Origin of the sequence: Brevundimonas sp. NPDC007368 (genome assembly GCF_042869015.1) — a bacterium.
In the GTDB taxonomy this organism is placed as follows: Bacteria; Pseudomonadota; Alphaproteobacteria; order Caulobacterales; family Caulobacteraceae; genus Brevundimonas.
Genome location: NZ_JBIAFA010000002.1, coordinates 259,852 through 273,461 on the forward strand (window position 1 = coordinate 259,852; position 13,610 = coordinate 273,461).

Genomic DNA, 13,610 nt, shown 5'->3' on the forward strand with positions numbered 1-13,610 from the left:
CAACACCCCCGCGACGGCCGCCCCCAAGGCGGTCGACCCGTTCGAGGACTATGAAGACGGTCTGACCCCGCACGCGCGGGCGATGGACGACCGCAAGTTCACCATCAACTTCGGCCCGCAACACCCGGCCGCGCACGGCGTGCTGCGTCTGGTGCTGGAGCTGGACGGCGAGCTGGTGACCCGCGTCGACCCGCACATCGGCCTGCTGCACCGCGGGACCGAGAAGCTGATGGAGTCGCGCACCTATCTGCAGAACATCCCCTACCTGGACCGGCTGGACTATGTCTCGCCGATGAACCAGGAGCACGCCTTCTGCCTGGCCATCGAGCGTCTGCTGGAAGTCGACGTGCCGTATCGCGGCCAGCTGATCCGGGTCCTGTACTCGGAAATGGGCCGCATCCTGAACCACCTGCTGAACACGACCATGCAAGCCATGGACGTGGGCGCCCTGACCCCGCCGCTGTGGGGTCACGAAGAGCGCGAGAAGCTGATGGTCTTCTACGAGCGCGCCTGCGGCGCCCGTCTGCACGCCAACTACTTCCGTCCCGGCGGCGTCCATCAGGACCTGACGCCCGAGCTGGTCGACGACATCGGCCGCTGGTGCGCCGAGTTCCCGGCCAAGCTGGCGGATATCGAGAGCCTGGTCACCGAGAACCGCATCTTCAAGCAGCGCAACGTCGACATCGGCGTGGTGTCCAAGGAAGAGGCCCTGGCCTGGGGCTTCTCGGGCGTCATGCTGCGCGGCTCGGACATCGCCTGGGACCTGCGCAAGGCCACGCCCTACGACTGCTACGCCGACCTCGAGTTCGACATCGCCGTCGGCAAGAACGGCGACTGCTGGGACCGCTACCTCTGCCGCGTCGAAGAGATGAAGCAGTCAGTGCGCATCATGGAGCAGTGCATCCACAAGCTGCGCAACTGCCCCGGCGAACCTGTCCTGGCCGAAGATCACAAGATCACCCCGCCGCGTCGCGGTGAGATGAAGCGTTCGATGGAAGCGCTGATCCACCACTTCAAGCTCTACACCGAGGGCTTCAAGACGCCCGAGGGTGAGGTCTATGCGGCCGTCGAAGCGCCCAAGGGCGAGTTCGGCGTCTATCTGGTGTCGGACGGCACCAACAAACCCTACCGCGTCAAGCTGTCGGCCCCTGGGTTCCGCCACCTGCAGGCGATGGACTGGATGAACACTGGCCACATGCTGGCGGACGTGTCGGCCATCCTCGGCTCGCTCGACATGGTGTTCGGAGAAGTGGACCGATGAGCGTTCGTCGCCTCGCCAAGGAACAGCCTGAATCCTTCGCCTTTTCAAAGGACACGCAGGCCAAGGCCGAGTGGTGGATCAAGAAGTACCCTGAGAACCGCCGTCAGTCGGCGGTGATCCCGATCCTGTGGCTGGTCCAGAAACAGGAAGGCTGGGTCTCGGAACCCTCCATCCGCGCCATCGGCGAATTGCTGGGCATGCCTTTCATCCGGGTGCTGGAGGTCGCGACCTTCTACACCATGTTCCAGCTGGAGCCGGTGGGCAAAGCCGCCCTGATCCAGGTCTGCGGCACCACGCCGTGCATGCTGCGCGGCGCCAATGAGCTGATGCGCGTCTGCAAGGAGAAGATCGGGCCCAAGGACGAGCTGTCCGCCGACGGCCGCTTCACCTGGCAGGAAGTCGAGTGCCTGGGCGCCTGCGCCAATGCGCCGATGGCCCAGATCAACGACTACTACTACGAAGACCTGACGCCCGAGACGATGGCCCAGATCATCGACGACTTCGCCGCCGGCAAGTCGCCGAAGCCGGGTTCGCGCGTCGGTCGTCACACCTCCGAGCCCGAAGGCGGCGCCAAGGTTCTGACGGACCCGACGCTGTACGACGGCTCGCGCGCCAAGAAGATCAAGTCGCTGCCGAACTCCAAGCCGGCGGCTGAGAAGGCTCCGGCCTGATGACGCGACCGAACCTGGACACGGATGAGGGCAGGGCGGCTTACCGGGCCGAGCTGCGCCGCATCGGCTGGCCGTTCCGCTGGGGCGGGATGGCGCTGATCGTGGTGGCGGCGGGACTAGTGCTGTTCGCCCGCGAAGGTCGGTTCGGACTTACGGAAGATGCGGTGACGGTCGCCTATGGCGTCCTGGCCGTGGGTTGGGCGCTGGTGATCGGTTCGATCTTTATGCGCACCCGCCACCATAAACGCCGCATGGCGGAAGGACTTTAAGGGCTCATGGTCGGAATCCTCGAAGACAAGGACCGCATCTTCACCAACCTCTATGGTTTCCATGACTGGGGCCTGGAGGGGGCGAAGCAGCGCGGCGCGTGGAACGCCACCAAGGACATGCTGGACCTTGGCCGCGACTGGATCATCAACAACGTCAAGAACTCGGGCCTGCGCGGACGCGGCGGCGCCGGTTTCTCGACCGGCCTGAAGTGGTCCTTCATGCCAAAGGAAGTGAAGGATCGCCCTCACTACCTGGTCATCAACGCCGATGAATCCGAGCCCGCGACCTGTAAGGACCGCGAGATCATGCGTCATGATCCGCAACTGCTGATCGAGGGCGCGCTGATCGCCTCCTTCGCGATGCAGGCCCATGCTTGCTACATCTACCTGCGCGGCGAGTACGTGCTGGAGCGCGAGCGCATGGAGGCCGCCGTCAAGCAGGCCTATGAAGCCAAGCTGATCGGCGACAACAACGTCCACGGCTGGGACTTCCACGTCTATATCCACCACGGCGCCGGCGCCTACATCTGCGGCGAAGAGACCGCCCTGCTGGAAAGCCTGGAAGGCAAGAAGGGCCAGCCGCGCCTGAAACCGCCGTTCCCGGCTGGTGCGGGCCTCTATGGCTGCCCGACGACCGTGAACAACGTGGAATCGATCGCCGTGGTCGGCACCATCCTGCGTCGCGGCGCGGACTGGTTCGCCAGCTTCGGTCGTCCGAACAACACCGGCACCAAGCTGATGTCGCTGTCGGGGCACATCAATACGCCGTGCGTGGTCGAAGAAGCCATGTCGATCCCGCTGCGCCAGTTGATCGAGGATCACGGCGGCGGCGTGCGCGGCGGCTGGGGCAACCTGAAGGCCATCATTCCGGGCGGCGCGTCCTGCCCGGTCATCACGCGCGAACAGGCCGAAACCGTCCTGATGGACTTCGACTCCATGCGTGAAATGCGTTCGTCGCTGGGCACGGCCGGCGTGACCGTCATGGACGAGTCCACCGACATCGTTAAGGCGATCGCCCGCATCAGCTACTTCTTCAAGCATGAGAGCTGCGGCCAGTGCACGCCATGCCGCGAAGGCACCGGCTGGATGTGGCGCGTGCTGGAACGCATGGCCGTGGGCGACGCTGATCCGTCGGAAATCGACCTGCTGCTCGACGTGGCCGGTCAGGTCGAGGGCCACACCATTTGCGCCCTCGGCGACGCTGCGGCCTGGCCTGTTCAAGGCCTGATCCGCCACTTCCGTCACGAGATTGAAGACCGCATCAACACCTACCGCAGCCGCCGCGCGAACTTCGCCGGCCACGCGATCGCGGCGGAGTAAACGTAATGCCTATCGCCAAGGTCAACGGCGTCGAAACCGAGTTCGAACCCGGCATGACGGTTCTGCAGGTCGCAGAGCGCGCCGGTCAGGAGATCCCGCGTTTCTGCTACCACGAGCGTCTGTCCATCGCCGGCAACTGCCGGATGTGCCTGGTTGAAGTGAAGCCCGGACCGCCGAAGCCGCAGGCTTCGTGCGCCCTTCCGGCCATGGACGGCCAGGAGATCTTCACCGACACGCCGATGGTCAAGAAGGCCCGCGAAGGGGTGATGGAGTTCCTGCTCATCAACCACCCGCTGGACTGTCCGATCTGCGACCAGGGCGGTGAATGCGACCTGCAGGACCAGGCTGTCGGCTACGGCCGTGATGGTTCGCGCTATGGCGAGAACAAGCGCGCGGTCGAAGAAAAGAACATGGGCCCGACGGTCAAGACGTTCATGACGCGCTGCATCCAGTGCACGCGTTGCGTTCGCTTCATCACCGAAGTGGCCGGCGTCCCGGACATCGGCATGATCTCGCGCGGCGAAAGCGCCGAGATCACGACCTATCTGGAAAAGAACATCGACAGCGAGCTGTCGGGCAACGTCAACGACCTGTGCCCGGTAGGCGCGCTGACGCACCGTCCCTGGCAGTACCACTATCGTCCGTGGGAGCTGAAGAAGACCGAGACCATCGACGTCATGGACGCCCTGGGCTCGAACATCCGCGCCGACGCGCGCGGCGCCGAGGTCATGCGCGTTCTGCCGCGCGTGAACGAGGGCATCAACGAAGAGTGGCTGTCGGACCGCTCGCGCTACGCCGTTGACGGCCTGCAGGCGCGTCGTCTGGACCGTCCGTGGGTACGTGAGAACGGCAAGCTGCGCGTCGCCTCGTGGGACGAGGCGCTGTCGGCTGTCGCGGCCAAGATCAAGGCGGCTACGGCCGACCGCATCGGCGTCATCGCCGGCGACCTGCAGGACGCCGAGTCGATGAAGGCCGCGCTGGACCTGTTCCGCGCTCTGGGCTCGCCCAACACCGACTGCCGTCAGGACGGCGCCGCGATCGGGCAGGGGGCTCGTGAGGGCTGGCTGTTCAACTCTGGCCTGCAAGGCGTTGAAAACGCTGACGCCATTCTGATCGTGGGCGCCAACCCGCGCGTCGAGGCGCCGCTGCTCAACGCCCGCATTCGCAAGACCTGGCTGAAGGGCGCCGCCGAGATCGGCGTCATCGGCGAACAGGTCGACCTGACCTATGACTACAACTACCTGGGCGCCGGTTCGAAGACCGTCGGCAAGCTGCCCAAGGCCGCTGTCGACTTCCTGACCAAGGCTGAACGCCCGGCGATCATCATCGGCGCGGGCGCCCTGACCGGCGAAACCGGCGCGGCCGTGCTGAACGCCCTGGGCGCGCTGGCCAAGAAGGTCGGCGTGGTCAAGGACGGCTGGAACGGCTTCAACGTCCTGCACACCGCCGCGGCGCGCGTCGGCGGTCTGGACATGGGCTTCGTCCCCGCCGAGGGCGGTCTGGACGTGGCCGGCATGCTGAAGCCGGGCGCGCTGGACGTTCTGTTCCTGCTGGGCGCTGATGAAGTGAACGCCTCGGGCTCGGACGCCTTCCGCGTCTATCTGGGTTCGCACGGCGATCGCGGCGCGCACGGCGCCGACGTCATCCTGCCGGGCGCCGCCTATACCGAGAAGTCGGGCCTCTATGTGAACACCGAGGGCCGGGTGCAGATGGCCGAACGCGTCGTCTTCCCCAAGGGCGAGGCCAAGGAAGACTGGGCCGTCATCCGCGCCCTGTCGGAACGGGTCGGCTGCAAGCTGCCGTTCGACACCCTGGAGCAACTGCGCGCCAAGCTGATGGGCGATCACCCGACCTTCGGCCGCATCGACTATCTGGCTCCGGCGGCTTCGTTCGACGTGGCGGCCCTGGGCGCCAAGGGCGACCTGGGCGACGTCGCCTTCGTCTCGACCATTGTCGACCCCTACCTGACCAACCCGATCGCGCGCGCCAGCGAAACCATGGCCCAACTGTCCGCTGAGCGGACGGCCCCGGTCGTTCTGGCGGCGGAGTAAATCATGGACGCTGCGACCTCCTTCTGGGCCACCCCCATCGGCTGGACCCTCGCCACCATCGGCGGCATCCTGATCGTCACGGTCGGGATCCTGATCTCGCTGGCCTTCCTGCTGCTGGCTGACCGCAAGATCTGGGCCGGTGTCCAACTGCGCAAGGGCCCCAACGTGGTCGGCCCCTTCGGCCTGCTGCAGTCCTTCGCCGACTTCTTCAAGTTCGTGCTCAAGGAAATCGTCGTCCCGTCGGGCTCCGACAAGGTCGTCTTCCTGGCCGCGCCGCTGATCACCTTCATCCTGGCCTTCATCGCCTGGGCGGTGATCCCGTTCGCGCCGGGCTGGGTGATCTCGGACCTGAACGTCGGGGTGCTCTACATCCTCGCGATCAGCTCGCTGGGCGTCTACGGCATCATCATGGGCGGCTGGGCTTCGAACTCGAAGTATCCCTTCCTGGGGTCGCTGCGTTCGGCGGCGCAGATGGTGTCATATGAGGTCTCGATGGGCCTGGTCATCATCAACGTCATCCTGCTGGCCGGGACGATGAACCTGACGCAGATCGTGACCGCGCAGAACGGCTGGATCTGGAACTGGAACATGTTCGGCGGCGGCCTCGACACCCTGCCGACCATCGTGGTCATGCTGCCCATGACCATCGTCTTCTTCATCTCGGCCCTGGCCGAGACCAACCGTCCGCCCTTCGACCTTCCCGAAGCGGAGTCGGAACTGGTGGCCGGTTATCAGGTCGAATACTCCTCGACGCCCTACCTGCTGTTCATGATCGGCGAGTACGCCAACATCGTCTTCATGTGCGCCATGATCAGCCTGCTGTTCTGCGGGGGCTGGAACCCGGGCTTCCCGACCGACTTCCTGGACAGCTGGCCGACCTTCCTGGCCAACCTGTTCTACTTCCTGGTCCTGGCGACCAAGATCGTCTTCTGGTTCTTCATGATCGCCCTGGTGAAGGCCTTCGTGCCTCGCTACCGCTACGACCAGCTGATGCGCCTGGGCTGGAAGATCTTCCTGCCGGCCTCGCTGGTGGCCGTGGTGGTCGTGGCGGCCTGGCGCGTCTTCGCGGTGGGCGCGTGATGGGCGTTCGCGCCACATCACTGCTTGCGCTGGCCTTCGCCGCCGGTCTGTCGGCCTGCACCTTCAAGCCGATTGAGCCGGCTGCGCCTGAAGGCGCGGCGGCTCGGATGGATCGCGTCGAGCGCGAGCGTCGGGACGAGGCGGACAAGCGGGCCTATTGCCAGCGTCTGTCGCGCGACGATCCGCGTTTCGACCGAGACGATTGCAAGCGGCAGGTGGGCGGATGAAACAGGCCGTCGTCATGATCATCGCCCTGGCCGCGCCCTTGCTGGCGTCGGCCTGTGCGCCGTATGAGGCCGATCCGGTCTCGGTCTATCAGTGGGAACGCAAGATGGAGCAGGTGCAGCGGCAGGAAGCCGAACGCCAGCGCGTCTGTGGAACCCTCGACAAGGAAAGCGCGCGCTATCAACGCGAGTGCGCCGGAGTGAAATCGTAATGCTGACCCGTATCGTTCAGGCGGCCAAGGGCGCGATGCTGACCGACGTGTTCGGCGCCGTCGGCTTGTCGCTGAAATACATGGCCAAGCCCAAGGCCACCGTGAACTATCCGTTCGAGCGCAACCCGCAGTCGCCGCGTTTTCGCGGCGAACACGCGCTGCGCCGCTATCCGAACGGTGAAGAGCGGTGCATCGCCTGCAAGCTGTGCGAAGCCATCTGCCCCGCGCAGGCCATCACCATCGAGGCCGAACCGCGCGCCGACGGCAGCCGCCGCACGACGCGCTACGACATCGACATGGTCAAGTGCATCTACTGCGGCCTGTGCCAGGAGGCCTGCCCGGTGGACGCCATCGTTGAGGGACCGAACAGCGAGTTCGCCACCGAGACGCGCGAAGAACTGCTCTATGACAAGGCCCGACTGCTGGACAACGGCGACCGCTGGGAACGGCTGATCGCGAAGAATCTGGAACTCGACGCTCCGTATCGCTAAACCGAGCCGCGATTCCGCCACGGGATCGCTGCGCAAGACTTTGAAGGGGGCTTTGTCCCACCCATGCTGCAAGGCATAGCGTTTTATCTACTGGCGACGGTCGCCGTGGTTTCGGCCCTTCTGGTCGTGACCGCGCGCAATCCCGTGCACTCCGTCCTGTGGCTGATCCTCAGCTTCTTCTCGGCCGCCGGCCTGTTCGTCCTGCTGGGCGCAGAGTTCCTGGCCATGCTGCTGGTGGTCGTCTACGTCGGCGCCGTCGCGGTGCTGTTCCTGTTCGTGGTCATGATGCTGGACGTCGACTTCGTCCGCCTCCGCGAAGGCTACGCCCGCTACCTGCCGCTGGCCGGGGTCGTCGCCGGCGTCTTGCTGGCCGAGATGATCATGGTGTCGATCACCGTGGTGCAGGGCGGGGCGGCCAAGGCCGCGATCGCGCCGGTCGTCGCCGGGCCTGACGCCTCGAACGTCGAGGTGATCGGCCGAGTCCTCTACACGGACTACGTCTACTTCTTCCAGGCTGCGGGCATCGTGCTGCTGATCGCCATGATCGGCGCCATCGTCCTGACCCTGCGTCACCGCCCTGGCGTCCGTCGCCAGGACCTGGCCGCCCAGGCCAACCGCGAACGCGCCAAGGCCGTCGAGGTCAAGTCGGTCGCCACCGGCCAGGGCGTCACCCCCGAGGAGCTTCTGTGATGGACATCTCGCTCCAGCACTATCTGGCGGTCGCCGCCATGCTGTTCACCATCGGCGTGTTCGGCATCTTCGTGAACCGCAAGAACGTCATCATCATCCTGATGTCGGTCGAGCTGATCCTGCTCGCGGTGAACATCAACTTCGTCGCCTTCTCGACCTATCTCAACGATGTGTCGGGTCAGCTGATGGCCATGTTCGTCCTGACCGTCGCCGCGGCTGAAGCCGCCGTCGGCCTGGCGATCCTGGTGACCTTCTTCCGTAACCGCGGCGACATCGCGGTTGACGACGCCTCCGTGATGAAGGGCTGATCGGAACCGTGACTATCCAGACTCTCGTCACTCTCGGCGTCTTCGCCCCTCTTCTGGGGGCGATGATCGCTGGCTTCTTCGGTCGCAGGATCGGGAACATCGCCTCGCAGTCGGTCACGACCGGCTTGCTGTTCTTCTCATGCGCGGTCTCGTGGATCGTGTTCAGCCAGTGGACCTGGGGCGGGCTTGAAGCCTTTACCGTCCACATCGCGCCCTTCATCCATGTCGGCGACTTCCAGTCGAACTGGTCGATCCGCGTGGACGCCATGTCGGCCACCATGCTGATCGTGGTGACGACGGTGTCGTCGCTGGTTCACCTCTATTCCTGGGGCTACATGGCCGAGGACGACAGCCGGCCGCGTTTCTTCGCCTACCTGTCGCTGTTCACCTTCATGATGCTGGCGCTGGTGACGGCCGCCGACTTCCTGCAGATGTTCTTCGGCTGGGAAGGCGTTGGTCTGGCGTCGTATCTGCTGATCGGCTTCTGGTACAAGAAGGACACCGCCTCGGCCGCCGCCATCAAGGCCTTCGTGGTCAACCGCGTCGGCGACTTCGGCTTCCTGCTCGGTATGATGACCGTCTTCTGGATGTTCGGCACGATCGAGTTCGCCAAGCTGTTCCCGCAGATCGCCGGCAAGGTCGGCACGGGCTGGGAATTCCTGGGCTACACCTGGTCCGCCCTGGATCTGGCCGGTCTGCTGCTCTTCATCGGTGCCATGGGCAAGTCGGCCCAGTTCTTCCTGCACACCTGGCTGCCGGACGCCATGGAGGGCCCGACGCCTGTGTCGGCCCTGATCCACGCGGCGACCATGGTCACCGCCGGCGTCTATATGGTCTGCCTGCTGTCGCCGCTCTATGAGCACGCGCCGGTCGCGTCGCTGTTCATCGCCATCATCGGCGGCATCACGGCCATCTTCGCCGCGACCGTCGGCATGATGCAGAACGACATCAAGCGGGTCATCGCCTACTCGACCTGTTCGCAACTGGGCTACATGTTCTTCGCGGCGGGCGTCGGCGCCTATCAGCCGGCCATGTTCCACCTGTTCACGCACGCCTTCTTCAAGGCTCTGCTGTTCCTGGGCGCCGGTTCGGTGATCCACGGCATGCACCACGAGCAGGACATGCGCAGCATGGGCGGCCTGTGGAAGCTGCTGCCCATCACCTACGGCGTGATGATGATCGGCACCATCGCCATCACCGGCTTGGGGATTCCTGGCGTCTGGGGGCTGTCGGGCTTCTATTCCAAGGACTCCATCCTCGAGAGCGCCTATGCGGCGGCGACGACCGGCCACTCGGCTGCGGGTATGTTCGCCTTCGCCATCGGCATCTCGGCGGCTCTGTTGACGGCCTACTATTCGTGGCGCCTGGTCTTCATGACCTTCCACGGCACGGCCAAGTGGAAAGACGACGGCCATCACGCCGCCGACGACCACGCTTCGCATGCCCAGCTGGAGACGCACTCGGAACCGCTGGACGGCGATGATCATGCGCACGACGACCATCACCATGGTCCGCTGTCGCCGCATGAGAGCCCGCTGCCCATGGTCCTGCCGCTGCTGGTGCTGTCGGTTGGCGCCGTCTTCGCGGGCATGATCTTCGCCCCGCACTTCATCGGTCACCATGAGGCCGAGTTCTGGCGCGGCGCCATCTTCGTCGGCAGCGCCAACCACGTCCTGCACGAGAGCCACAACGTCCCGACGTGGGTGAAGTGGGCGCCGCTGATCGTGACCCTGCTGGGCACCTTCGCCGCCTTCTGGATCTACGTCCTCAAGGAAGGCGTCGCCAAGCAGTGGGCCGAGCGCAAGGGCCCGCTGTGGACCTTCCTCTACAACAAGTGGTTCTTCGATGAGCTGTATGACGCCGTCTTCGTGAAGGGCGCCAAGGCCCTCGGCGACTTCTTCTGGAAGATCGGCGACGTGAAGATCATCGACGGTCTCGGCCCCAATGGCGCGGCCTGGGCTTCGCTGAAATCGGGCGGCTGGCTGTCGCGCTTCCAGTCCGGTTTCGTCTACTTCTATGCATTCGTGATGCTGATCGGCGTGGCTGTGTTCCTTGCCTTCGCCATCTTCACGTGGGGAGCCTGAGCCTCGTGCCTCACATTCTGAGCATCGTCACCTTCCTGCCGCTGGTCGGCGCCGGCCTGCTGCTTCTGGCCGGCATGATGAACAAGGGCGGCCAGGACGCCGCGGCTCCGGCCGCGCGCTGGATCGCGCTGGCCACCACGCTGGTGGTGCTGGCGGTTTCCGTTCTGCTGGTGGCCCAGTTCGATCCGTCGAACCCGGCCTATCAGTTCGTTGAAAACTACGCCTGGTTCGCCGGCGCCGGTTATCACCTGGGCGTGGACGGGATCTCGATCCTGTTCGTCCTGCTGACCGCCTTCCTGATGCCGATCTGCATCATCGCCAGCTGGAAGTCGATCGAGACGCGCGTCGTCGAATACATGATCGCCTTCCTGGTGCTGGAGACCCTGGTCATCGGCGTCTTCACGTCGCTGGACCTGTTCCTCTTCTACATCTTCTTCGAAGGCACCCTGGTGCCGATGTTCCTGATCATCGGCATCTGGGGCGGGGCGAACCGGATCTACGCCTCGTACAAGTTCTTCCTCTACACCCTGCTGGGGTCGGTGCTGATGCTGCTGGCCATGCTGTGGATGGCCCATGAGACGGGCACCACCAGCATCCCCGAGCTGAAGACATACGCCTTCGATCCCGCCGTTCAGCCGATCCTGTGGCTGGCCTTCTTCGCCTCGTTCGCGGTCAAGATGCCGATGTGGCCGGTCCACACCTGGCTGCCCGACGCCCACGTTCAGGCGCCCACGGCCGGTTCGGTCATCCTGGCCGGCATCCTGCTGAAGCTCGGCGGTTACGGTTTCATCCTGTTCAACCTGCCGATGTTCCCGCAGGCGTCGCAGATGTTCACGCCCCTGGTCTTCACCCTGTCGGTGATCGCCGTGGTCTACACCTCGCTGGTCGCCTTCCGTCAGACCGACATCAAGAAGCTGATCGCCTATTCGTCGGTCGCCCACATGGGCTTCGTGACCATGGGCATCTTCGCCGGCAACGACACCGGGGTGCAGGGCGCCGTCTTCCAGATGCTGAGCCACGGCCTGATCTCGGGCGCGCTCTTCCTCTGCGTCGGCGTGGTCTATGACCGGATGCACACCCGCGAGATCGCCTTCTACGGCGGCCTGACCGCGCGCATGCCCTGGTACGCCGCCATCTTCCTGATGTTCACCATGGCCAACGTCGGCCTGCCGGGCACCTCGGGCTTCATCGGCGAAGTGCTGACGATGACCGGCGCCTATCAGGTCTCGACCTGGACGGCCCTGATTGCGGCCTCGGGCGTCATCTTCTCGGCGGTCTACGCCCTGACGCTGTTCCGCAACGTTATGTACGGCGAGATCAAGAACCCGGCCCTGCAGACCATCACGGACATCGACAAGCGCGAGCTGCTGATCTTCGTGCCGCTGATCGTCGGCACCATCTGGCTGGGCCTCTATCCCAACGCCGTCCTTGACTACACCGGGCCGACTGTTGAGGCCCTGACGACCGCCTATCGCGCAGCCATCGGCGGGTGAGAGCATAATGACTGATCTGTCTTCCGCCCTTCAACTCGCCGCCCCGGAGCTGACCCTTGCGGTCGGCGGGCTGGTGCTGCTCATGCTCGGCGCCTTCACCGGCGAGAAGTCGACGCGCCTGATCTCGGGCCTGTCGATCCTGCTGCTGGCCGTCGCCTCGGTCCTGGCGGCTGTCGGTCCGCTGGGCACGGCCTTCAACGGCGCCTATGTGGCCGATCCGCTGGCCGTTTACGGCAAGGTCGCCATCTTCCTGTCGGCGGCGGTCGCCATCGTCCTGGGCGACGGCTGGATCCACCGCAACGGCATCGCCAAGTTCGAGTATCCGGTCCTGATCGTGTTGGCCTCGGTCGGCATGTCGATGATGGCTTCGTCGGGCGACCTGATCTCGCTCTACATCGGCATCGAGATGCACTCGCTGGCCCTCTACGTCCTGGCCGCCTATCACCGCGACAACCTGAAGGCCTCGGAAGCGGGCCTGAAGTATTTCGTCCTGGGCGCCCTGTCGTCGGGTCTGCTGCTCTATGGCGCCAGCCTGATCTACGGCTTCGCCGGCTCGATGCGCTTCGTTGACATCGCCGCCTTCGCCACCGCCAACCCGGGCCCGGGCCTGATCTTCGGTCTGGTCTTCCTGATCTGCGGGCTGGCGTTCAAGGTGTCGGCCGCGCCGTTCCACATGTGGACGCCCGACGTCTATGAAGGCGCCCCGACCCCGGTCGTGGCCCTGTTCGCCACGGCGCCCAAGATCGCCGCCATGGTGCTGATCATCCGCGTCCTGGTCGAAGGCTTCGGCGTCGCCCACGGTCAGTGGGCCCAGGTCATCATCCTGATCTCGCTGATCAGCTTCGCCGTCGGTTCGTTCGGCGGTCTGATGCAGAAGGACGTCCAGCGTCTGCTGGCCTATTCCTCGATCATCAACATCGGCTACGCCCTGCTGGGCGTGGCGGCGGGCACCGAAGCCGGCGTCCAGGCCACCCTGATGTTCATGACCCTCTATGTCATCGACCAGTTCGGCTTCTTCGCCGTCCTGCTGTCGCTGAGCCGCAATGGCCGTCCGATCCGCAAGATCGCCGACCTGGCCGGTCTGAAGAAGGATCGTCCGCTGACGGCGGTGGCCCTGACCATCCTGTCGCTGTCGGCTGTCGGCATCCCGCCGATGTCGGGCTTCTGGGGCAAGTTCTTCGTCTTCGGCGCCGCCGCTGACGCGGGCTACTGGATGGCCGGCGCCGCCGGTCTGGTCGCCTCGGTCGTGGCCGGCTTCTACTATCTGCGCATTATCAAGGTGATGTGGTTCGATACGCCGGAGTTCGACGTGACGACCGACAAGTCGCCGCTGGAAGCCAAGTGGATCGCCCTCGCGGCCGCCGCCTTCTGCTTCCCGCTGGTGATCGTCGCCCTGACCTGGCTGGAGCCGCTGACCCGCGCCGCCGCCTCGGGCGTCGGCGTCGGGTAAGGGTCT

Annotated in this window: 14 protein-coding genes; all 14 read left to right on the forward strand. The window is 65.1% G+C overall.

Translation table 11 applies throughout. The features are described from left to right. Positions 1-82: 82 nt before the first annotated feature. Entirely contained in the window at positions 83-1,261 is a 1,179-nt protein-coding gene (locus tag ACFYLW_RS04940) for an NADH-quinone oxidoreductase subunit D (RefSeq protein ID WP_292083358.1), read from the forward strand. After that, positions 1,258-1,932: an NADH-quinone oxidoreductase subunit NuoE gene (nuoE, locus tag ACFYLW_RS04945; protein ID WP_312063430.1), complete on the forward strand. Its 675-nt coding sequence runs from the start codon at positions 1,258-1,260 to the stop codon at positions 1,930-1,932. Before ACFYLW_RS04940 ends, nuoE begins: the two co-directional genes overlap by 4 nt. Continuing rightward, complete coding sequence (locus ACFYLW_RS04950; protein WP_312063431.1) at positions 1,932-2,201, forward strand: hypothetical protein; 270 nt, start codon at positions 1,932-1,934, stop codon at positions 2,199-2,201. Before nuoE ends, ACFYLW_RS04950 begins: the two co-directional genes overlap by 1 nt. Positions 2,202-2,207: 6 nt before the next feature. Further along, positions 2,208-3,521: an NADH-quinone oxidoreductase subunit NuoF gene (nuoF, locus tag ACFYLW_RS04955; RefSeq protein WP_292082648.1), complete on the forward strand. Its 1,314-nt coding sequence runs from the start codon at positions 2,208-2,210 to the stop codon at positions 3,519-3,521. Positions 3,522-3,526: 5 nt separating this feature from the next. Next, a complete protein-coding gene (nuoG, locus tag ACFYLW_RS04960; RefSeq protein WP_312063434.1) occupies positions 3,527-5,572 on the forward strand; it encodes an NADH-quinone oxidoreductase subunit NuoG in 2,046 nt (681 codons plus the stop codon). 3 nt (positions 5,573-5,575) lie between these two features. Then, positions 5,576-6,652 (forward strand): NADH-quinone oxidoreductase subunit NuoH, encoded by a 1,077-nt coding sequence (gene nuoH / locus ACFYLW_RS04965; RefSeq protein ID WP_312063436.1) that lies wholly within the window; start codon positions 5,576-5,578, stop codon positions 6,650-6,652. Beyond that, positions 6,652-6,879 carry a hypothetical protein gene (locus ACFYLW_RS04970; RefSeq protein ID WP_313472387.1) on the forward strand — a complete coding sequence of 76 codons (228 nt, stop codon included), beginning with the start codon at positions 6,652-6,654 and terminating at the stop codon, positions 6,877-6,879. Before nuoH ends, ACFYLW_RS04970 begins: the two co-directional genes overlap by 1 nt. After that, a complete protein-coding gene (locus ACFYLW_RS04975; RefSeq protein ID WP_292082652.1) occupies positions 6,876-7,088 on the forward strand; it encodes a hypothetical protein in 213 nt (70 codons plus the stop codon). Before ACFYLW_RS04970 ends, ACFYLW_RS04975 begins: the two co-directional genes overlap by 4 nt. Then, positions 7,088-7,579, forward strand: coding sequence for an NADH-quinone oxidoreductase subunit NuoI (gene nuoI / locus ACFYLW_RS04980; RefSeq protein ID WP_003170180.1), 492 nt, complete (start codon positions 7,088-7,090; stop codon positions 7,577-7,579). The genes ACFYLW_RS04975 and nuoI overlap by 1 nt, the downstream gene beginning before the upstream one ends. Before the next feature lie 63 nt (positions 7,580-7,642). Beyond that, positions 7,643-8,269 carry an NADH-quinone oxidoreductase subunit J gene (locus ACFYLW_RS04985; RefSeq protein WP_292082653.1) on the forward strand — a complete coding sequence of 209 codons (627 nt, stop codon included), beginning with the start codon at positions 7,643-7,645 and terminating at the stop codon, positions 8,267-8,269. After that, positions 8,269-8,577: an NADH-quinone oxidoreductase subunit NuoK gene (gene nuoK / locus ACFYLW_RS04990; protein WP_105563431.1), complete on the forward strand. Its 309-nt coding sequence runs from the start codon at positions 8,269-8,271 to the stop codon at positions 8,575-8,577. The genes ACFYLW_RS04985 and nuoK overlap by 1 nt, the downstream gene beginning before the upstream one ends. A gap of 14 nt (positions 8,578-8,591) precedes the next feature. Next, on the forward strand, positions 8,592-10,661 hold the full coding sequence (gene nuoL / locus ACFYLW_RS04995; RefSeq protein WP_312063480.1) for an NADH-quinone oxidoreductase subunit L: 2,070 nt from the start codon (positions 8,592-8,594) through the stop codon (positions 10,659-10,661). A gap of 5 nt (positions 10,662-10,666) precedes the next feature. Next, positions 10,667-12,154 (forward strand): NADH-quinone oxidoreductase subunit M, encoded by a 1,488-nt coding sequence (locus tag ACFYLW_RS05000; protein WP_312063442.1) that lies wholly within the window; start codon positions 10,667-10,669, stop codon positions 12,152-12,154. A 7-nt stretch (positions 12,155-12,161) separates the two neighbouring features. Next, entirely contained in the window at positions 12,162-13,604 is a 1,443-nt protein-coding gene (gene nuoN, locus ACFYLW_RS05005; protein ID WP_312063443.1) for an NADH-quinone oxidoreductase subunit NuoN, read from the forward strand. The last annotated feature ends 6 nt before the right edge of the window (positions 13,605-13,610 follow it).